Raw genomic sequence first — 22,774 nt, forward strand, 5'->3', positions numbered from 1 at the left:
TCCTATTTCACATTATGTTTTTTATTATGATAGATTTTAAGAATACAATTTGGTATCAATATTGTTATCAATGGTTTAATTAAATATCCATAATATTTAATTGGTATTTTTACTCTTCTGTATCCTATTATACTTGTTAGAAATATATTAATATAATTTTTCATAGTCCTTCTTTTATAAGAGCTATCATCATCTCTAACCATATACAAAGCTTCTTTTAAGTTATATCCTTTGAATTCATTTTCAAAAAATCTAAACCATAAATCTATATCCTCACATCTTTTAGTATATCCTTTAACATTGTAACCATTTAACTTATCATATACACTTTTTTTTGTTAATATTGTAGCATGACAAAAAGCAGTTCCATTTATCATAATTAGTTTTGTAGGTTCTTCTACAGTTATTCCTCTAACGCCTTTTATTCCATTTTTATCAAAAGATATCATTTGCGTAGATACTAGATCATAAGTTGAATTTTTCTCCAAAAACTCAACTTGTTTCTCTAATCTATCTTGTATAGATATATCATCTCCATCTTGTCTAGCTATATATTTTCCTGTGGCTATCTTTAGACAATTATTTAAGGTAGGTGCTAAGGTAATATTTTTTTCATTTTTAATAAGTTTAATTTTTTGTGGATATTGCTTTCTATATTCATTTGCTATTGCATAGGTATTATCACTCGAGCAATCATCACACATTATAAGCTCCCAATTTTTATATGTTTGATTAATTATAGATTCTATACTTTCTCTTATTGTATTTTCACAATTATAGATCCCCATAATTATTGATACCTTAGGATTATTATTCATTAGGTTTCCTCTTTCTAACAATATTCTTCTATTTCATTTAAGACATTTTTAATATAATATTTTTGACATCTACTAAATGATTGGCTAATAAACTTTTCTCTAATTTCTTTATTTAAATATATTTTCTCAATTTTATTTGCAGTTTCTTTTATATTCCCAACTTGCACTAAGTATCCATTATCACCATCTTGTATTAATTCCCTCGGACCTCTTGTATTAGTTGCTATTACCGGTATTCCTACTATCATTCCTTCTAAAATGCACTTTCCTAACCCCTCCCTTTTTGAAAATAATGCTATACAGTCTGATATATTAATTAACTCTTTTACGTCACTTCTAAATCCTAAAAAACTTATAGTTTTTGATAGACCTTTTTCTTCAACTATTTTTTCTAATCTATCTTTTAATTCTCCTTTTCCTGCACATAATACTTTTATATTGGAATATTTTTTACTTAAAATTTCTATAGCATTTATAAGCTGTCTATGATTTTTATTTTTATTTAACTCAGCAAGCATTAATATTATAAAATCATCTTTGTCAATTCCTAATTTCAACCTATATTCTTCTTTATTAAAATTCTCAACTCTGTATCTATTAGGTTCAATTCCTACCCCATGCATAAGCCTTATTTTACCATTTTTTCTAAGTTTAAATGTTTTAGCTATTTTTAGATCTTCTGTATTTATTGTAATTATAGTATCAGTAAATCTACCTGCTATTTTTTCCATAGGATAATATAAAATCCAGTTTAAAATAGATGATCCTTTATAAAAATGAAAACCATGACATGTGTAAATCATCTTTACCTTATAACTTCTTAATGCTAATCTAGTAATAAATGATGCTATAGGTGTATGAACGTTTATTATTTGATATTTATTTTTTTTTTGTATTTCTTTTATTTGCTTATATGCTCTTATATTATTTAAGCTTAGTGGATTTCTCGAAAAGTCTACCATATGTAATTTGACTCCATAATCTATTAATTCGTTAGATATTGGTTGGTCAATATTACATGCTATTTCAACCTTATTACCTTTCTCTATTAATCTTTTTATATGAGGTATTAGAAATACATTTATTGTACTGCTCACCGTAGTAACATATAGTATTTTTTTCATATCGACAATATCTCTCCTATTCTTTTTAAATAAAGTATCTACTTCTTATTGATTTAACTTTATTCATAAATTATTATTTATCGCTATTTACTAATAACATCAGTATATACCTCTAACATTTTATCAATCATTTTATCTTTACCAAATTCATTAATAGCTCTTTGTTTACCATTATATCCAATTTTTTTTCTTAATTTATTATCTATAATTAACTCTTCTAGATAGCCCCTTAATTCATCTACATTTTTATTTTCAAATATATATCCATCAATTTTATGTTTTATCATATCATAAGCTCCACCCGTATTACTTCTTATTACAGGTATTGCTTGCATCATAGCTTCAACTGCAACCAATCCAAATCCCTCATTCGTTGATGGTAATACAAAAATATCAAATATTGAATAAAAATCTACAGGATCCTGGAATTGTTTTAATGTAATATTATCTCTAATATTAAATTCGTTAATTAATGAATTTACCCAGTTCACATCTCCATCTCCTACTAAAACTACATGAAATTTATTCTTTTCAATTTTGCTACATGCTTTTATCAATATATCAATACCTTTTTTATGCTCATATGTTCCAACAAAACCTATTATAATTTTATCCTTTGGTATATTAAATTCTTCTTTCAATCTTTGTTTTTCTAGTTGTGAAACATCTCTATTAAATCTTTTATCATCAACTCCGTTAGTTACTTTATAAATTTCATCTTTAGAATATCCCCATTTTAGCATTAACTCTTCTTCTAATTCCTTACTTATAGCAACTGCAGCATTAGCCTTTTTATGCAAAATCTGCTTCTCTATACCGGTTATATGATATGTCGTAATAAACTTTTTGTTGTTTAATTTACAATATATCCAGGCTACATATGATGTTACAGGATAATGAACATGTATTATATCTGGATTAATTTTATATAATATATATAATACTTGTGGTATTGCGCATAAATATCTAATTAATTGAAAAACTTTATTAATAAAATTAAACTTTGCGTAACAAGGAAATATAACTTTATGATGTTTCACATTTTTATTTATTGAATTATTAAACAATTTAATTGCATTTTTATCTTTAGTAGGCCCTGCTGAAATTATATGAACATCATGCCCTCTATTATCAAATTCCTTTGCTAAAGTATATATATGAGTACTTGCCCCATCTTTTCTTAAAAACTTTGCTAATAATACAATTTTCATTTTTATCTCCTATATATAAAAATTCACTTTATAAATTTAAGCATATATCATATAGAAATTCTATTTTAGTCTTTGCCAAAAACCCCCTCGGAACATCTAACTCACTATATATTCCATTTTTTCTATCAATGTGTATTGTTTCTATTCCTAATTTATTAGCTGTTACAAAATCTTTATTTACATTATCACCTACATAAATCATTTCATTTAAATTAATATTTAATCTTTCAGCCATTAACTTATATGATACTTCATTTGGCTTCCAAAACTCTCTTCCCATCTCATCTGTAATAATTATTTCATCAAATAACTCCATACAGCCTAAAACCTCAATTTTTTTAAACTGTGTCTCTTTATATCCATCTGTAATTATTCCAACTTTAATCTCTTTCTCTTTAAGCGCTGTAATAGTTGGAATGACATCATCATAAAATTTTATATTAGGCTTATGATTTCTATAAATATTAATAAAATCTAATATTTCATCATTTGAATATTTAATACTAAAATAATCTAAAACCCTATTGAAAACATTCTTTGATGAATCCTCAAAAAGATTAATCATTTTCTCATAAACCCTTTCACTATATAAGTTATGCCTCTTAGCTATTTCTTTGCTTATAATATTAAATCCACTTTCTATATACTCCTTTTCAGAAATTAACGTATCATCTAAATCAAATACCACTGCCTTAATCATTTAAATCAATGCTCCATCACTATTTAAAAATATACAATCATCAAATCTTAAAGCTATCATATTATCTTCATAATCTTCGTTATAAGAAATTTTTTCACCTAAAAGTAACTTATATAAATTTAATGGTGAATTTGCTCCTGCCTTAATACTCATAGGAGCTCCACCACCAAATCGTGGATTAATCTCAATAAACTTAATTCCTTCATTAGTCTTCATACATTGAAATGTAATATGTCCTATTGGCTTTAATACTTCTATTACTTCCTTTACTTCATCAATTAACTCTCTATCTTTAATAATTTTCCCCTTAGATATTTCACCTGATCTAGTCGCTATTCTTTCTCTTGGAACTATTGTTATTGGTTGTCCATCAAAATCTATAAAAGCATCAATTGTATATTCCTTTCCCTCTATACATTCTTGAATTATAGGTTCTTTAATATAATCTTTAAAAAATTCTAATTCTCTTTTATTATTTATCTTAAAAGCATTAATACTTGAACTACCATCAAGCGGTTTTATAAATAAAGGTAAATTATAATTTTCTTCGTTTATATCATTTTCACTAATTTCTCTTGGAACTCCAAATCCATTTTTCTCAAAAAATCTATTAGTATTTTTTTTATTCCTACATATATCTATAACTCGTTTATCACTAATTAAAACTTTTGCCTTTGTTCTTTCTTCTATTAAAGCTTTATTTACACTAATAATTCTAAGCTCAGTATCTATTGTTGGTACTATTAACTTAATCTTTTCTTTATTACATATATCAATAATTGATTCTATGTATCCTTCTTGATCAACCATTGGTATCATATAGCTTTTATCAGCAAAATATGTTGCAGGTGCAGTTTTTGACATATCTGCTGCTATTATATTACTTTTTATTCCTTTAATCTTTGCCGCTTCCTTAAAACACTTTATCAATTCTACTCTTCTACCTGCACTTAATATTAGTATATTTATCTCCATATAAATCCCCTTTATATCTTATTAAATCTTTTTCCCTTTTTACTTTTTCCTTCTTCATAATAACCACAATATTTATTATCTAAAGACTTATCACTTTCATTTAAAACAGTGCCAATAACATTTGCTCCAGCATCTACAAGCTGTGCATAACTTTCCTTAACCATCTTTTCTTTAGTCTTTCTAGCCTTAACAACTATTAAAGTTGCATCTGCTTTTGAGGCTAAAAGTAATGCATCACTTGCTGGAAGTACTGATGAAGTATCAAGAATTATATAATCAAAATTAGTAGACAACTCATTTATTAAATCTTTCATTGCTTTTAAACCTAAAATTTCAGCTGGATTAGGTGAAATCGACCCTGCTGTTATTAAAAAAAGTGATTCCTCAACCTTTTTAATAACACTCTTTAAATCAGAGTTTCCAGCCAAAACATCTGTTAGCCCTTCCTCATTTGATACAGAAAAGTTGCAATGCATAGATGGTTTTCTTAAATCACAATCAATTACTAAAACTTTTGCACCATCTTGATTTAAAGTATATGCTAAATTTGCTGCAACAGTAGACTTACCTTCCCCTATTAAGGCACTTGTTACAACTATTGTTTTTATTGGTTTATCTACTGATGAAAACTTAATACTCGTTCTTAAGCTTCTATAAGCTTCCGCTGACAGTGACTTCGGTTTCTCCTTTGTTATAAGCATTTTTGCTCTCCTTTCTAAACTCTTTTTCTAATACTGGTATACTTCCTAATACAGGTACTGGTACTATTTTCCCTAATTGTTTTTTAGAAATTATTCTTGTATCTAAATAATCTAAAACTAAAATTAACCCAATAGATAAAATAATTCCTACTCCAAAAGCCATAATTGGCAACTTAGTTTTATTGGGATATATAGTAGCTACTCTGGCTTCACTTAATATTGTGGGATTCGTTTCCGGCATTATTTCTTTTACCTTATCTAAGAGTTGTTCGCATACTGCATCTAATGTTTCTGCCATTTGATAATCAGTATAGCTTGCATAATAAATATTAACTATTGGAGTATTTGCTGAAGATGAAAAACTTAATGCTGAAGCAACTTCAAGAGATGTTTTATCTATTTTATTCTTCTTTAAAGTATCATCTAAAAAACCATCTATTTTAGATATTTCACTAAATATGGTTAAAAATTGTGAATAATAACTTAATTCACTTTCAGAGTAAACTTGAAGCATATCATTTCCATTTCCCATAAATACCTTAGCTGTAGCACTATAGCTTGGTTGTAATTTTGATACTTTAACTACAGCTAAAGAAGTTGTCATTGCAGTAATGACAATAATTATCCAAAATTTCTTTTTAAATAAATACCACACTTCGTCAAATTCAATATCAATTAATTTCTCTTCCATCTTCATCCTCCAGTCATCTATTCATATTTTTTAAAGCAATCCCCAATTTTAATTCTTATATCGACCTCAATTATCTATTACTTTAATTCTTATATAGCCCTTAATTATCTATTACTTATTGCTAACAATTAATTTCCCAATTAATTACTTAATTTGTGCCATTAAAATATTCCATTGTAACACTTCCACTTTGATTAATTCCTTCTCTTTTAATAACTTTCCAAAAAGTTAAAAAGAAAATTTTAATATCTAACCATAAGGACCAATTATCTACATACCAAACATCAAGCTTAAACTTTTCACTCCAAGTAATTGAATTTCTTCCATTTATCTGTGCCCATCCAGTAAGACCTGGAAGCACTTCATGTCTTCTTATTTGTTCATCATTATAAAGTCCTAAATATTGAACTAATAATGCTCTTGGGCCAATTAGACTCATATCACCTCTTATAATATTTATAAGCTCTGGCAACTCATCTAAACTAAAACTTCTTAAAAAGCTTCCAAGCTTTGTAACTCTTTCATTATCGCTAAGTAAATTACCATTCTTATCTCTGGCATCCCTCATTGTTCTGAATTTAATCATCTTAAAAACTTTGTTATCTTTTCCAACTCTTTCTTGAACAAAAAACGCCGGTGATCCAAGATTAATTTTTACTAATATATAAATAATTAACATCAATGGTGACAAAATAATTAGTGCTACCAATGATATAATAAAATCTAATATTCTTTTTATAAGCATATTTCCCCATCCTTTTTTATGAATAGTCTTCTTCCCCTAAATCCTACTCATACCAACCCCTAATTTTTCACATCTAAATTAGTATTTTCTTAATTTAAAATAATCCCTTAATAATTTTAATAATTCTATTAATTTCTTCATCACTCATCTTAGTATCAGAAGGTAAACATATTCCTCTATTAAAAATATCCTCTCCAACACTAATCCCATCATTATCATAATCTTTAAAAAAATCATATTTTTCATAGAAAAGCTGCATATTCATTGGTCTCCATATATGTCTTGATTCAATATTCTCCTTTTCTAACTCTAAAATAATATCAATTGGTTTAACCTTTGATTCAGGACTTAATATTCCAATACTTAACCAATAATTTGCTTCACCATATTCACATATATTAGACATTTCTATATCTCTAATATCACTAAATCCTTCTTTATATTTTTCATATATATATTTCTTTTTAGCTATTCTTTCATCTAGAACTCTAAGCTGTCCTCTTCCAATTCCCGCAACAACATTACTCATTCTATAGTTATATCCTAACTCTGTATGTTGATAATATCTTTTATTATCTCTAGCCTGAGTTGCCCAAAACTTTGACTTCTTTATTCCTTCTTCATCATTAGAGACAAGCATTCCACCACCAGAAGTAGTTATAATCTTATTACCATTAAAGGAATAAATTCCATACTTACCTATTGTTCCTGTTTGTTTTCCCTTATAAGTTGCTCCAAGAGATTCTGCTGCATCTTCTATTACTGGAACATTATATTCATTACAAATAGCCATAATTTCATCCATATTAGCTGATTGTCCATAAAGATGAACTACTATTACTGCCTTTGGTAGCTTTCCCTTTTCTGAGTAAGCTTTAAATGCATTTTTTAATGCTATTGGTGACATATTTAAGCTTTCATATTCTGAATCTATAAATACTGGTTCTGCTCCTTCATAAATTATGGGATTACAACTAGCTGCAAAAGTTAATGATGAACAGAAAATTACATCTCCAGGCTTTATACCTAAAAGCTTAATAGCTAAATGTATTGCTGCGGTTCCTGAAACTAATGCTGATGCATATTTTATTCCTACATATTCAGCAATTTCCTTTTCAAAGTTATTTACATTAGGTCCAAGTGGAGCTACCCAGTTTGTATCAAAAGCCTCTTTCACAAAAACTTGCTCTAGCTCTCCCATATGTGGAGATGCTAAATATATTCTCTTGTTTTCCTTCTTGCTTTCTTCTTTTGATTTTTCTAGTATTTCTTTACTTTTCAATATTTCCATTACTCTTTCCCCCCTGTAGTAACTGCTGCTTCTTCTAATGCCCTTTTATTGTTATAAAATTCTGGCGAATTATATGTTGGAACTATTTCTTTTAACTTATCCTTTAACATATTTTTATTTCCTATCTTAGCAACAAATAATAAATCATCTATTTGTTTTATTATTTTATTTAGAGATATAGTTTCTGGCTTATCTATAAATATCTTGTTATGTGCTGTTTTTGTTAAGTTATCATTATTCATTAATAATTCTTCATATAATTTTTCTCCAGGTCTAAGACCAGTTATTTCTATCTTTATGTCCTTATTTGGAGTATATCCTGAAAGTCTAATTAAATTTTCTGCTAAGTCATAAATTTTAACTGGCTTACCCATATCTAAAACAAATATTTCTCCGCCTTTTGCATATGCACCAGCTTGGAGTACAAGTTGTGCTGCTTCTGGAATTAGCATGAAATATCTAGTTATATCTTTATGTGTTAAAGTTAATGGCCCTCCATTTTTAATTTGTCTCTTAAATAATGGAATTACTGAACCATTACTTCCTAGTACATTACCAAACCTAACTGCAACAAATTCTGTTTTATTTCCTCTTTCATGATTGACAGCTTGAACTATCATTTCACAAAGTCTCTTTGTTGCCCCCATTACATTAGTTGGATTTACTGCCTTGTCTGTTGAAATTAAAACAAACTTTTCTACCTTATATTGACTTGCAATTTGTGCCATATTTAATGTACCTATTACATTATTTTTTATTGCTTCTGATGGATTATCTTCCATTAAAGGTACATGCTTATGTGCTGCTGCATGGAATATTATATTAGGCTTATATGCACTTATTATTTGATTTAATCTTGCTTTATCTCTTACTGAAGCAATTATTACTTTCTTATTTAATTCTGGTTCTTTGTAAGATAATTCATTTTGTAAATCATATGCATTGTTTTCATATATATCTAATATTAAAAGTAACTTTGGATTAAACTTTGCAATTTGTCTACATAGCTCTGATCCTATTGAACCACCACCACCAGTTACTAAAACAACTTTATTATTTATATATTTCTCTATACCTGACTTATCTAACTTAACTTCTTCTCTACCAATTAAATCTCTTAAGTCAACATCTCTCATTTTATTAATTGATATTCCCTCTTCTAAAAGTTGATAATATCCTGGGATAACTTTTACTTTTGCTTTAGTTTTTCCGCATATATCTAATATGCTAGTTTTTTCTTGTCCACTTATCTTAGCTATTGCAAATAATATTTGATCTATATTTTCTCTTTCCACTATTTCAACTATGTTGTCTCTATTTCCTAATACTTTTACTCCATTTAGAAGAGTATTTAATTTTGATTCATTATCATCTATAATTCCTATAATATTATAGTCACTACTTTTTTCTTTCCTTATTTCACTTATAATCGTTGAAGCACAATCTCCAGCCCCTATAATTAGAATGTTATATTTACCATTAGTCCTATTAGCTACAGAATACGTTACAATTCTAGTTAAAACTCTTAATGAAAGCCTAACCCCTGTAAGTGCTACCATTATTAATATTCCAGCTAAAATATTACTTAGTACTGACATTGTATTTGGTATAATTAATGTTATCCATGTAACTACTATACATGCTGATATAGATGCTACTATTGTTTGTCTAAATTCATATGCACCTGCATTAACCCAAATGCAACTATACATATTATTTATTTCTAAGAAGAATACATAAGTAATTACTGCAATTGCTATTGTTGTCCATAATCCTATAATTGAATTAATATCATCTCTATTTAATAGAGCTAATGTAGTGTAAACCAACATTATTATTGATATATCAACTAATAGTAATATTATATTTTTTTTTCTTCTGCTTAGATTTAATATTCTTAAATCTTGCACATTTATTCCCCCTCATAATTATTACTTAATTATGTAGCTTATTTATCAACCCCCAGTAACCACTTTGCTACATTTTTACCATTTATTATAATGTAAATTATATATTTACACATTTTGACAGTAAATAATCTATTGGTATTATACTGTTGATTCTACTTTTTATTACTACACCGATTAATTCTTTTAATAATCACATTAGTAAACTATAGTGGTATTAAACACTAATTCTTACAGATTATTTTTTGCTTTTGTAAACATTTTCTTATTATTTAGGTTACTCTTTAAATATAAAGTTAAATAAGTAACCTTATGCCCCTTAATTTTTTTGTAAATCCCCTGAATTTTTAATGGTAATATTTTTTTATATTTTTCTAATGATTCTAAATCTCTCCTTCTATTTTTTATTCTTTTACTAAATTATTTTTCTTTTTCACCCTTTATAAATACTGCTTTAGAATTACTTTGTGTAATTACTACTTTTAAATCATCATTTCTACTACTACAGAATAATTTCTTGGAATTTAATGTAATTATATATAGACTTTTACATTTTTTGAATGTATAATTTTAATATAAATTTATGTTATGTATGAAAAGGGGGATTAAATGAATATTTCCATATTATGCAAGTATCCAGTGATCCATGAAGGAATTAAATCAATATTAAAAGAGAAGTATCCAATCATCACCTCTTTTACTTCTATTGAAGATTGTTTTAAAGCATTAGATGATTCTGATAGTGATTTTATAAATGATACTGAAGATACTATTTTAATTGTTACTTTATTTAAAGAAGATTTAAGATCAATAGACAATATCTTATCTATTAAAGATAATTATTCTAAGCTTAAATTGTTAATTGTTGATTTCAATGAAAGTAAGGACATGTTCTTTAAGGTGTCAAAACTAAATATTGATGGATATATGCTTGGAACATTTGCTCAAGAAGATATTAATTATGCTCTTCATAAAATTTCTACTGGAACTAAATTTTATGATAGAGAGTTATTATATAGATTGGTAGAAGAAGAACCTGCTGCAACTATTACTGGTAAAAGCAACTTAGGAAGTCCTCTAACTAGAAGAGAATTAGAAATTCTTTCGCAACTATCTAATGGATTAAGCAATTTTGAAATTTCTAAGAATCTTAACATAAGTGAGAATACTGTAAAAAAACATATTAGTAATATATTTATAAAGATAAATGTTAAGGATAGAACTCAAGCTATAATTTATGCTTATGAATCTGGATTAATAGCTAAACCTTTATTCTTGTAATATTAAAAGCTACCTATTGGTAGCTTTTTTAATTTTATAAAAAAAATATCTTATTTTTATTATTAAAAGGATTTTGATTCTATTTTATTTAAGTTCTACTTTTTAATAATATACCCATCATTAAAACTATAAACTTAAACTACTATATTTAATATATAGAGATAGTCCTTTATCCTCTATGACTTGTTGACAAGTGTATTATACATAACTTTAGTCATCTCTTGATAAATTTCTTTATCATTTTTATTGCAGTATGTCTAAATAGAAAATATCCGAAGCTATGCTTAATATTAATCTAAGTTAATATTAAAATACTATCTCGAACCATCATGTGCCCTTATAAAGCTTTTCTCATATATAAATAAGCATCTTTCAAAAATTAATATCTCTGTTATCTCATAAAAATAACTCTGCATACTATGTATTTTGAAAGAAATAGATCAAAATCCTTACAGAGATAACAGTATAAATTTTAAATTCAATTTAGAATATAACAAACATATTATATTCACATTTCATTTAAAACTTATAAACAATAATTTTATTTATCATTTGTTATCTCTATTATTGTTTTATCCTTTTTGAGGTTAATTTATTCATATTTCTTTAGAACTTTTTACAAAAATATGAGTTTTGTAATTTTTTTCATCTTTTTTTGAATATCTAATTTATTTATCGTCCATAATCTGTAAAGAATTATTTCATGAAATAATCATAATTTTATTATTTTTCAAAGGAGATGAAAGTCTATTGAAATTAAAAACTAAAAATCTAAAATCTAAAAAAAAGAAAAAGGGGTTCACTTTAATTGAGCTTGTTGCTGTCCTAGCTATTATTGCAATTTTATCTGCTGCATTTGTTCCTAAAGTGGGTAATTATATTACGGAAGCTAAAAAGGTTGCTGTTTTAAATGAAGCTAAGACTATTGTTACTGCTTATGAATCAGTAAGACATAGATCAAATTTTGATGAAGATGATACTGGTATAGAATTTGAAGGTGATAATTTACCAATTGAAGAAGGAACATTAAAAAGGCTAGGAAATGCAACAGTATCAGAATGTAGATTGCTACTTGATACTGAAACAAATGGCTTTAAAATAAATGATAATAGTATTTCTATATTTAAAAATATTGATAATTCTGATCTTGGTACTATACAATTACCTAACTAAATTTTTAATATTACTTTAATAGACATTATATTGATTAAAACAAACTATATAGAAATTATTTATATAATATTTAAAAATTAAATTAATAATATTTACATTAATTTATATAATAAAAGCTGTGTAAGGCTTATATAATATATTATATTCCTTTACACAGCTTATTCTAAAAGTCATAATTAATTTTAAAATTATAAACTAAAGAACTCAGTAAATGCTTTAACAGTATAATAATTATCCTTAACACTTGCTAATTCTCTTATAGAGTGCATTCCAAGAACAGGAGCTCCCATATCGATAACTGGAATAGTTAAATTTGCAGCTGTTACAGGACCTATTGTAGTTCCACCTCTAACATCAGATCTGTTAACAAACTTTTGGAATGGTACACCTGCAGCTTCACATACACCTGCAAATACAGCACCATTAAAGCTATCAGTACTATAACTTCCAGAAGCAGCAATCTTTAATACAGGTCCACCTTCAAGTACAGGTCTGTTAGTTGGATCATGTTTATCACCTAAGTTTGGATGAACAGCATGAGCTAAGTCAGCAGAAATCATTATAGAATTAGCTAATGTTCTATAATATCCTTCTCTATCCTTACCTAATCCTAAAGCTATTCTTTCTAATATATTATTTAGTAATGTAGAATTAGCTCCTTCAGCAGTTAAGCTACCAATTTCTTCATTATCTATGCAAATCATAACCTTAGTTGCTGCATTTTCTCTACTATCAACTAAAGCTTTAATTCCTGCATAAACCATCCATAAATCATCGAATCTACCTGAAGAAATAAGTTCTTCATTCATTCCTATTAGCATACCTTTTTCATATTCATATAAACCTAATTCAAAGTTTAATATGTCTTCTTTATTAACTTGAAGTTCTTCTGCTAATATATTCATTAAGTAGTCTTCTTTTTCTAATTTATCATTTATAAGCCCTAATAAAGGAAGTGTATCTACTTGTCTATTTATTTTAAATCCTTCATTAACCTCTCTATTCATATGAATGGCTAAGCTTGGAATTATTAATAATGGCTTATTTATATTAACTAATCTTGTTTCTGGTTTTAATGGAGATGCACCTTTTAATGATACCTTACCAGCTATTGATAATGGTCTATCAAACCATGTGTGAAGTATTGGCCCACCATAAACCTCTGTATTTAGTTTAACGTATTTTCCTTCTGAAATCATTTGAGGATTTGGCTTAATTCTGAATCCTGGCACATCAGTGTGGGCTCCTATAAGTCTTAATCCTGCTTCTTCTATATCTCCAGTACCAACTTCAAAAGCAATTAATGCTGAATCATTTTTTATAACATAATATTTGCCTTTTGCTTGTAAATCCCATTTATCAGTTTCCTTTATTTCAATAAATCCATTTTCATCTAATATTTTTTGTGTTGCTTTTACTCCATGACAAGCACTTGGACTGTCATATAAAAAGTCTACTAATTCTAATGCTAACTTCTTTTCCATAGTCATTTACTCCTTTATATTTCGTATATTTCTAATATACTTCATTTACTATTTTTTCACAACTGATTATTTTTTACCACAACTACATATAAGACATGGCTACATTATTAGGTTTAGCCTTATTTAGTATGTCCTTTAAATAATATATAATTGACTTTTATATTGGATTAAATTAGCATATTATAATAAGCGTAATTATTTTAAAAAAATAACATACTATTAATATAATTACAAATAAAAATGGGAGGATTTTTATGTTTTCAAATTTTTTAGTTAAAAGATTTGTTAAGAATTATGATAATATATCAGACATAAAAGTAAGAGGTGCTTATGCTAATCTTGCTGGAATCATTGGAATAATTGTTAACTTAATATTATTTATAATAAAGCTATCTGTTGGTTTATTATCTAACTCTGTTTCAATTTTAGCAGATGCATTTAATAACTTATCTGACGCTACCTCTTCAATTATAACTATAATTGGTTTTAAGATGGCAAATAAACCAGCTGATGCAGAACATCCTTTTGGACATGGTCGTATTGAATATATAACTGCCATGATTGTTTCTTTCATGGTTATGCTTGTTGGTCTTCAATTTGTTAAAACATCTTTTCAAAAGATTATTAATCCTACCCCAGTAACTTTTGAATTATGGCCATTTATTTTATTACTTATTTCTATTGGATTTAAGTTTTGGCTATCTAAATTTAATAAGTCTATTGGAAATAAGATTAATTCATCTACTTTAAAGGCTACTGCAACTGATGCTATGGGTGATGTTTTTACTTCTACTACTGTTGTTATTTCTTTTTTAATATGTAAATTCACTACTTTACCTATTGATGGTTATATTGGTATTGTTGTAGCTTTAGCTATTGTTTATTCTGGTTTCTCTCTTATTAAAGAAACTTTAAGTCCATTACTTGGAGAACCACCAGATCCCGTTTTAGTTAGTGATATTACTGATATGGTTATGTCTTATGATAATATAACTGGAATTCATGATTTAATTGTTCATAATTATGGTCCAGGTAGAATTATGGCTTCTATTCATGCTGAAATTCCTAGTAATATTGATATTATGGAAATACATCATATTATTGATACTGCTGAAAGAGAAATTTCTAAAAAGTTAAATATCTATTTAGTTATTCATATGGATCCTATTTGTGTTGATACAGATGAAATAGTTGAAGCCAGAAATATGGTCCAAGATATACTTAGCAAATATGAAGAAGTTAAGTCTTTCCATGATTTCAGAGTTGTTGGAGATGATGATAAGAAAAATTTGATTTTTGATATAGAAGTTTGCCCTAAATGCTTAGCTAGTGAAAGTAGTTCATCTCAATTATTATCTAATATAGAGAAAGATATTAAGGAAAAATCTCCTGAATATAGATGTGTTATTACTGTTGATTTAGCCTTATAAAAATAGGTGTAATTTATATATATTTGATAAATTTTGTAAATTTCTCCAATGGTTTATTGGGGAAATTTACGTTATAATTATTACATAACTTCCATAAAAATATAAATATTTTTATACCAAACAATCTAATCAAATTTCACACTTTTTTGGAATCGTTTCTATTTTTTACTTTGAACTCCCTTTTAATCTAAAGTAAAACAATAGAAACGATAGTTAATGATTGATGTACAAATTAAATAGAATATAACTTTCTATAGTATATCAATCATTAACTGAAATTTACGAATTTATATCCTCTATAAATAGGGGTAATTTAATTGGCTCACTCTTCTAAACACTTAATATAAATAATATAATTAATCTAATTTACGCTCTTTATAAGAAGTAAATTTAGAGTATTTACATTTTTCAAAATGTCTATTTAAAATAAATGACGAGACTTATATTTAAGCCTCGTCGTTTATTTTATTGAAGTCTCTCATCTTCTTTAACAACGTTATAATATATTGCCTCCTCCTGTAACTCATAATAAATTCTCTTGTCCTGAGGTTTTCTATTATCATACCACTGAATTAAATCATTGATCACTTCATAAAATCCACTATTTATCATCTTACTAAGCTTTTTAATAATTATTAATTCCTCAACAGTAACTATACTACTACTTTGAACCTCTTTTAATTTATCCTTTAGGAATATATATTTACATTTATTTATTCCTAAACTCTTTCCTTCCATGGCAACTTCAAATGCTTCTTTATACTTATTATTTTTACTTAAGCCACTATTATATAAATAAATAGCAAGCTGTCCATAGCACTCTAAATTTCCAAGTTCTATTCCTTCCCTATATAAATTTATAATTTCATCTCTATCAATATCTATTAATACTTTTTCACCTAAATATCCTCTAATATATTTGGCTGTTCCTACATCTATTTCTTCAATTTCATCAAGTAATTCATAGCCTTTGTCCCTATTTTCTTCAATTCCTATTCCTTTAAAGCAATAATATACTAGCTTTTCTTTTCCCTTTAATGCATCTAAATCAATAAGTTTAAATACATAGTAAATAGCTTTTATATCACTTTTCCTACCGCCAATTCCACTTTCGTATATCTCTATTAATTTTTCTATTGATTCTATATCATCTTCTTTTGCTGCTTTTTCATACCATTTAATTGCTAAATCTATATTTCTGCTTAAGAAAATACCTGCCTTGTACCAATCCCCTAGCTTATTCATAGCTTTAACATATTTAGTTTCAGCTGCTAAGGTATAATAGTAATAGGCCTTTTCATAACTTTGCTCTATTCCAATTCCCTTTTCATATATATATCCATACTTAAAGATTGATTCTTTAAGTTCATTTTCTACACCAAATTTTATATAAATTACAAGCTCATTTTTATTAACATCTTTGCCTTCCTTTAATTCATTAATCATTATACAGGCCAAATAATCTGCTGCATAAGGTGAACCTAATTCATATGCTTCTTTTAATAAGGCCTTAACAATATCACTTGTTTTATCACCAAATTTATTTAATCTATAATATGCAACTGCTAGAACATACATGGCATGTGGTTCTTTTTTAGCTACTGCTATCTCCATATATTCCACTGCCTTTTCAAGATTCTTCTCAATACCTTCACCATTGTAATACATTATACCTAATCTTTGAGTACACTTTAAATTTCCTTCTTGATGACCTTGTTCATATATTGAAATTGCTTGATTAATTAAACCTTCATCTTCATATACCTTTCCAAGCTTGAAGTATATACTTCTATCCCCAAATTCTATTGCCTTATTATATAATTCTAATGCAGTATAAACATCTTTCTTTACATTAAGTCCCTTTAAATACATTTCCGCAAGGGATTCTATACAATTTGTATCTAAGGCTAAATATCCTTTACTTAAATAATAAAATGCTTTCTTATAATTAACCTCTAGGCATATTCCCTCTAAATATGATCTTCCAACTACATAATAAGCATCTTCATAATCATTTTCTGCTGCTCTTTCAAGCCAATAATATGCACTTACTAAGTTTTCATCACAGCCTTCTCCATTTTTATACATTAGTGATAAGGCATATTGTGAGGCTGGTAAATTATTTTCTGCTGCTTTCTTATGCCATTTAAATGCTTTTTCTTCATCTTTATCTACACCTAATCCATTATAATACGCACGTCCCAATTGATAGTATGCACCTACATAATCATTTTCTGCACTCTTTTGAAACCATATAAATGCTTTATTATAATCCTTAATAACTCCATTTCCTTCAGAATATAAAACACCTAAAGAGTATTGAGCAAATGCATTCCCCTTTATTGCAGCTTTGTAATACCATTGATATGCAATTTCATAGTTTTTATTTACTGCTATACCTTTATCGTAAAATAATCCAAGGTAAGTTTCAGCATATTCATCCTTATATTTTGCTGCATCTAAGAAATATTTATAAGCCTTTTTGCTATCCTTCTTAACGCCTCTACCAAAGTAATAATTTTCACCTTTCTCAAGAAGCTGACGTGTAACCTCTTCTTTTTCTTCTAATTCTCCTACTTTATTCTCAAGGACTTTTGATGCCTTTTTTTCTGGAATGCTTTTACTGGTCGGCAAATATTTCGTAAAAATTTCTTTCTCTGAATCTATTAAATTATCTACTATTAAAGAATAATTCTCCTCACCATAATTAACAACAAACCATGCTAAAATTTCATATAATATTTTCATTTCCGAGATCTTATCCTCGGCAGTTATAATATCAGAATGATTTACTTTAACTTTGTTACTCCAAAGTATAATCATATCCAATATCTCACTTGGTATTATATTTATCTCCTTCAACATCTCTAATCTTTTATTCCACTGAATTTTTTCATCATATAATATACTATTTTTCTTATATATATAATAAATAATATCACCAATTAAAGCATTAATATTTTTCTCTATATCATCATGAGTTGTCTTTTTCCTCAATTCTTCTATATCTTCATATATATCTCTAAATTCTAGCTTTAAAAAATCATAACTGAAGATCCTATTCATATATCCTCCAATGCTATTGCTTCTACTATTAGTTTATTATATTGATAATCCCTTTATTACGCATCAGATATAATAAAGAATCCAAATATTGTAACGACCTCCGGGGTCAATCCATTATTTGGATTGACCCCGGAGGTCGTTACATATTTTTACAATACTTTTGATAAAAAATCTATTGTTCTCGGATTCTTTGGATTTGAGAATATTTCTTCTGGAGTTCCTTGTTCTACAATATTTCCATTATCCATGAATAAAATTCTATCTCCAACTTCTCTTGCAAATCCCATTTCATGAGTAACAACTACCATTGTCATTCCTTCTTTTGCAAGATCTTTCATAACACTTAAAACTTCTCCAACCATTTCTGGATCTAATGCAGAGGTTGGTTCATCAAATAGCATAACATCAGGCTCCATAGCTAATGCTCTTGCTATTGCTATTCTTTGCTTTTGTCCACCTGAAAGTGATGATGGATATGCCTTTGCCTTATTAGTTAAACCAACTCTATCTAATAATTCCATTGCCTTCTTTTCCGCTTCTTGCTTACTAAGCCCTTTCACTTTAATAGGAGCTATTGTTAAGTTCTGTAATACAGTCTTATGTGGGAAAAGGTTAAATTGTTGGAATACCATTCCCATCTTTTCTCTAATTTTATTTATATCTACTTTTTTATCTGTAATATCATTACCTTCAAATACTATTTTACCTGAAGTTGGCTCTTCTAATAGGTTTAAACATCTTAAAAATGTACTTTTACCAGAACCTGATGGGCCTATTACAACTACAACTTCACCTTTTTCTATATGTTCATCTATTCCTTTTAAAACATCATTTTTTCCAAAACTTTTATGAAGATTACTAACGTGAATCACTTTTTTTCATTCTCCTTTCTATAAGAGATATAATTCTACCTAATGTAAATGTCATAATGAAGTAGAATCCTGCTGCTACTATATATGGTTCTAATCCCCTATATGTTGAACCTACTACAACCTTTGATGCAAACATCAATTCATTAACACCAATTATTGAAGCCATTGATGATTCTTTGATTATTGCAACAAACTCATTACCTATTGCAGGTAATATATTTTTAACAGCTTGAGGTATTACAATTAACATCATTGCTGTACTTCTTTTCATTCCTAAACTTCTTGCAGCTTCCATTTGTCCTTTGTCTACTGCTTCTATACCAGCTCTTACTATTTCTGATACATATGCTGCTGAATTTAATGCAATTGCTATTATTGCTGATGTAAATGGACTTAAATCTATTCCAAAGAACATCTTAGAACCAGCATACATAATTAAGATTTGTAATAGCATTGGTGTTCCTCTAATTATTTCAATATAAACTACAGCTATTATTTTTAAAGGCTTAATCTTCCAAATATGAAAATTTGAGCTCTTCATAAAGAATAATAAAGAACCAAATAATGCCCCGAAAAGTACTGTAATTAAAGAAATTAATAATGTATATTTAACACCTTCTAAATAATAAGGCATATATTGTGGCACGAAACTAAAATCAAAACCCATTTTTTATCCTCCTCTTTTCCTTATGTAAAATTTACTATTTAACAGAGCTTGCCCCAAAGCTCTGCTATAACTAAATTTTATCTGATGGCTAGCCGCTGTAACACTCCCATCTTCTTCAAATTGGGAGATAACATCGGGCACGCCCCTAGATAACGAATTCTAACCTTCAGCTGGAGTTAAAACTCCACCTGAAGCTAAGAATTCCGTTTATATTTAAAGTTTACTCTTACATTTATAGCCCCAATTTTATAAAAGTAACTTTAATTGCAAATATTATTATTCTACTATATTAGCAGTTGCTGCTAATTCATTAGCTTTTACAATATACTCGTCCATTTTTCCTGTTTCATTTAATTCTTTAATAACTTCATTTACTTTAGCTAATAACTCTTCATTTCCCTTAGCAATACCTACTGCATTCCCACCAGATTCCTCTTCATATGTTGGTTGTCCAACTGCTAATTCTGGATTAGTTTTAACTGCCATTTCTGCAACTGGTTTTTCCATAACTATTGCATCAACTTTCCCTGCTTTTAATTCTAATATTAAGTTATTAACATTGGCTAATAATTGTAAGTCAGCATTTGGAATTTCATCCTTAGCTATTTGTTCTTGAGTTGATCCTAATTGAGCTCCAACCTTTGCACCTTCTAAATCAGCAAATGTTTTATACTTATCTACATCTTCTGCTCTAACTAATATTCCATGTTGTGAGTTATAATAAATTTCTGAGAAATCTACTACTTTAGCTCTTTCTTCTGTAGGATTCATCCCTGATATTACTAAGTCTACCTTTCCTGCTGGTAATGCTGCTACTAATGCATCAAAATCCATCTCTTGAATTACTAATTCAACACCAAGTTCATTAGCAATTTCATTAGCTATATCTACATCAAATCCCCCAATAACATCTTTGCCATTTTCATCTATGTAATGAAATTCATATGGTGCGTAATCTGCACTCATTCCAACAACAACTTTTCCCTTTTCTTGAATTGTTTCTAATAAGTCTTTAGTTTCTTTTTTATTTCCTGATGCCCCACATCCAACTAACCCCATAGCCATAATTCCTAATACTGCACTTGCAACCACCTTTTTAATTAATCCTTTTTTCATATTTAAATCCCCCTTAATTATTCTATGTAAAACTTTTCCTAAACCACGGTATAATTATACATTATAAAATTATATTTATGCAATAGTTTTTTTATATTTATGCATAAAAATTATATTTTTATGAATATTTTACGTATTTTGCGATTTTTATAAAACAAATATGTATATTTTTTATGCATACATTCTCGTTTTATTCAGCCTTTTTTGTATAAATATTATTCTCATAGTACTTGCTATAAATTCTTTAGAAATTATTTATTTTATTTTGTCCATTTTTTAGTACATACTGAATAAAATATTATGAACAAGTTATATTTATTTAGGAGTGATTTAATGTCTACACTAAAAGAAAGGCATCTATTCCCAGGTGGAAATACTTCAAAAGGATTCTATTCTTTTTATAGATATGTACTTCCACAAGATGATGCTAGACGAATTCTTTGTATAAAAGGCGGTCCTGGAACAGGTAAATCTCAATTAATGAAAAAGGTTGGTGCTCATTTTAATAAAAAAGGATATACAATCGAATATCATCACTGTTCTTCAGATCCAAATTCTTTAGATGGAGTTTTGGTAAAAGAATTAAACATAGCTTTATTAGACGGTACTTCACCTCATATAGTAGATCCTATTAATCCTGGTGCTGTTGATGAAATACTTAATATGGGTGATGCTCTGGATATGGATATGCTAGCTAAAAATAAAAAAGAAATAATATCTTTAAATAAAGAAATAGGTAAAAACTTTAAGAGAGCTTATAGATTTTTAGGCTCAGCTAAATGTATTCACGATGATTGGAGTAGCTTAAATTATGAATCTTTAGATTCTAATAAAATTTATAATTTGATTGAGAATTTAAAGAATAATATTTTTAAAACTGACAAATTTGGATATGGTAATGAACGTCATTTATTTGCAACTGCAATTACTCCTGATGGAATCATTACTTATGCTGACTCTTTGAGTACTGATTTTAAGACGAAATATATATTGACTGGTGGACCTGGATTTGGTAAGACTGATATTTTAAAATTTATAGGTAGTTGCGCTCAAAAGAAAGGTTATTTTATTGAATATATGCATGATCCATTTGTTCCCGAACGTATTGAGCATATATTTATTCCCGAAATTTCTACATGTATTATAACTAATAATGAAATTAATCAAGCTAACTATACTGGAATAGAGTATAACTTGTTTGATTATACTAAATCAAATTTATCTTCATCAAAAAATGATGATATAAAGTATGATAGCGATTTATTCTATGATTTGATTAATAAGAGTATTTCTTTAATTCATAATGCTCATCTTTTACATGATGAATTGGAAGCATATTATATTAAAGCTATGGACTTCTCTGTAGCCGATAACATCTACGAAAAAGTCATTAAGAAGCTAGAAAAATACGAGTAATATTGTACACTAAAGCATTTGTGCCGTGATGCCGAAAATTAATGATATAACCTCCATTAAGTCATATAATTTCGCTAAGAATTTATATAATACTTCCTTCCGGTAA

19 protein-coding genes are annotated in these 22,774 nt (G+C 27.5%); 4 read left to right on the forward strand and 15 right to left on the reverse strand.

The window, feature by feature from the left end; all coding sequences use genetic code 11:
* Nucleotides 1–2: 2 nt before the first annotated feature.
* The 10 genes from I2E98_RS02910 to I2E98_RS02955 form a co-directional block, all read right to left on the reverse strand.
* Entirely contained in the window at nucleotides 3–818 is an 816-nt protein-coding gene (locus I2E98_RS02910) for a glycosyltransferase (RefSeq protein ID WP_195467466.1), read from the reverse strand.
* 14 nt (nucleotides 819–832) lie between these two features.
* On the reverse strand, nucleotides 833–1,942 hold the full coding sequence (locus tag I2E98_RS02915) for a glycosyltransferase family 4 protein (protein ID WP_195467467.1): 1,110 nt from the start codon (nucleotides 1,940–1,942) through the stop codon (nucleotides 833–835).
* Nucleotides 1,943–2,025: 83 nt separating this feature from the next.
* Nucleotides 2,026–3,153: a glycosyltransferase family 4 protein gene (locus I2E98_RS02920; RefSeq protein WP_195467468.1), complete on the reverse strand. Its 1,128-nt coding sequence runs from the start codon at nucleotides 3,151–3,153 to the stop codon at nucleotides 2,026–2,028.
* A gap of 28 nt (nucleotides 3,154–3,181) precedes the next feature.
* Nucleotides 3,182–3,853, reverse strand: coding sequence for an HAD-IA family hydrolase (locus tag I2E98_RS02925; RefSeq protein WP_195467469.1), 672 nt, complete (start codon nucleotides 3,851–3,853; stop codon nucleotides 3,182–3,184).
* Entirely contained in the window at nucleotides 3,854–4,828 is a 975-nt protein-coding gene (locus I2E98_RS02930) for an ATP-grasp domain-containing protein (protein WP_195467470.1), read from the reverse strand.
* An 11-nt stretch (nucleotides 4,829–4,839) separates the two neighbouring features.
* Nucleotides 4,840–5,529, reverse strand: coding sequence for a CpsD/CapB family tyrosine-protein kinase (locus tag I2E98_RS02935; protein ID WP_195467471.1), 690 nt, complete (start codon nucleotides 5,527–5,529; stop codon nucleotides 4,840–4,842).
* Complete coding sequence (locus I2E98_RS02940; protein WP_195467472.1) at nucleotides 5,480–6,220, reverse strand: Wzz/FepE/Etk N-terminal domain-containing protein; 741 nt, start codon at nucleotides 6,218–6,220, stop codon at nucleotides 5,480–5,482. Before I2E98_RS02940 ends, I2E98_RS02935 begins: the two co-directional genes overlap by 50 nt.
* 148 nt (nucleotides 6,221–6,368) lie before the next feature.
* Nucleotides 6,369–6,965 (reverse strand): sugar transferase, encoded by a 597-nt coding sequence (locus I2E98_RS02945; protein ID WP_195467473.1) that lies wholly within the window; start codon nucleotides 6,963–6,965, stop codon nucleotides 6,369–6,371.
* A 94-nt stretch (nucleotides 6,966–7,059) separates the two neighbouring features.
* Nucleotides 7,060–8,166, reverse strand: coding sequence for an aminotransferase class I/II-fold pyridoxal phosphate-dependent enzyme (locus tag I2E98_RS02950; protein ID WP_243250911.1), 1,107 nt, complete (start codon nucleotides 8,164–8,166; stop codon nucleotides 7,060–7,062).
* Between the two features lie 89 nt (nucleotides 8,167–8,255).
* On the reverse strand, nucleotides 8,256–10,166 hold the full coding sequence (locus I2E98_RS02955; protein ID WP_347708009.1) for a nucleoside-diphosphate sugar epimerase/dehydratase: 1,911 nt from the start codon (nucleotides 10,164–10,166) through the stop codon (nucleotides 8,256–8,258).
* 606 nt (nucleotides 10,167–10,772) lie between these two features.
* On the opposite strand from I2E98_RS02955, the gene I2E98_RS02960 reads away from it, so the two are divergent.
* On the forward strand, nucleotides 10,773–11,444 hold the full coding sequence (locus I2E98_RS02960) for a response regulator transcription factor (RefSeq protein ID WP_195467475.1): 672 nt from the start codon (nucleotides 10,773–10,775) through the stop codon (nucleotides 11,442–11,444).
* A 750-nt stretch (nucleotides 11,445–12,194) separates the two neighbouring features.
* Nucleotides 12,195–12,617 carry a type II secretion system protein gene (locus tag I2E98_RS02965; RefSeq protein WP_195467476.1) on the forward strand — a complete coding sequence of 141 codons (423 nt, stop codon included), beginning with the start codon at nucleotides 12,195–12,197 and terminating at the stop codon, nucleotides 12,615–12,617.
* Between the two features lie 188 nt (nucleotides 12,618–12,805).
* Here the strand turns inward: I2E98_RS02965 and I2E98_RS02970 are convergent, their stop codons facing one another.
* On the reverse strand, nucleotides 12,806–14,101 hold the full coding sequence (locus I2E98_RS02970; RefSeq protein ID WP_195467477.1) for a M18 family aminopeptidase: 1,296 nt from the start codon (nucleotides 14,099–14,101) through the stop codon (nucleotides 12,806–12,808).
* 254 nt (nucleotides 14,102–14,355) lie between these two features.
* On the opposite strand from I2E98_RS02970, the gene I2E98_RS02975 reads away from it, so the two are divergent.
* Complete coding sequence (locus tag I2E98_RS02975) at nucleotides 14,356–15,531, forward strand: cation diffusion facilitator family transporter (RefSeq protein ID WP_195467478.1); 1,176 nt, start codon at nucleotides 14,356–14,358, stop codon at nucleotides 15,529–15,531.
* 465 nt (nucleotides 15,532–15,996) lie between these two features.
* Here the strand turns inward: I2E98_RS02975 and I2E98_RS02980 are convergent, their stop codons facing one another.
* The 4 genes from I2E98_RS02980 to I2E98_RS02995 form a co-directional block, all read right to left on the reverse strand.
* A complete protein-coding gene (locus I2E98_RS02980; protein ID WP_195467479.1) occupies nucleotides 15,997–18,597 on the reverse strand; it encodes an SEL1-like repeat protein in 2,601 nt (866 codons plus the stop codon).
* Nucleotides 18,598–18,746: 149 nt separating this feature from the next.
* Nucleotides 18,747–19,469: an amino acid ABC transporter ATP-binding protein gene (locus I2E98_RS02985; protein WP_195467480.1), complete on the reverse strand. Its 723-nt coding sequence runs from the start codon at nucleotides 19,467–19,469 to the stop codon at nucleotides 18,747–18,749.
* Nucleotides 19,456–20,136 (reverse strand): amino acid ABC transporter permease, encoded by a 681-nt coding sequence (locus I2E98_RS02990; protein WP_195467481.1) that lies wholly within the window; start codon nucleotides 20,134–20,136, stop codon nucleotides 19,456–19,458. Before I2E98_RS02990 ends, I2E98_RS02985 begins: the two co-directional genes overlap by 14 nt.
* 276 nt (nucleotides 20,137–20,412) lie before the next feature.
* The gene (locus I2E98_RS02995) at nucleotides 20,413–21,252 is read right to left on the reverse strand and encodes a transporter substrate-binding domain-containing protein (RefSeq protein ID WP_195467482.1); all 840 of its coding nucleotides are present in this window, start codon (nucleotides 21,250–21,252) and stop codon (nucleotides 20,413–20,415) included.
* Between the two features lie 333 nt (nucleotides 21,253–21,585).
* On the opposite strand from I2E98_RS02995, the gene I2E98_RS03000 reads away from it, so the two are divergent.
* A complete protein-coding gene (locus I2E98_RS03000) occupies nucleotides 21,586–22,668 on the forward strand; it encodes a PRK06851 family protein (protein ID WP_195467483.1) in 1,083 nt (360 codons plus the stop codon).
* Nucleotides 22,669–22,774 lie beyond the last annotated feature (106 nt).

This window comes from Clostridium sp. D43t1_170807_H7 (genome assembly GCF_015555905.1).
Taxonomy (GTDB): Bacteria; Bacillota; Clostridia; order Clostridiales; family Clostridiaceae; genus Clostridium.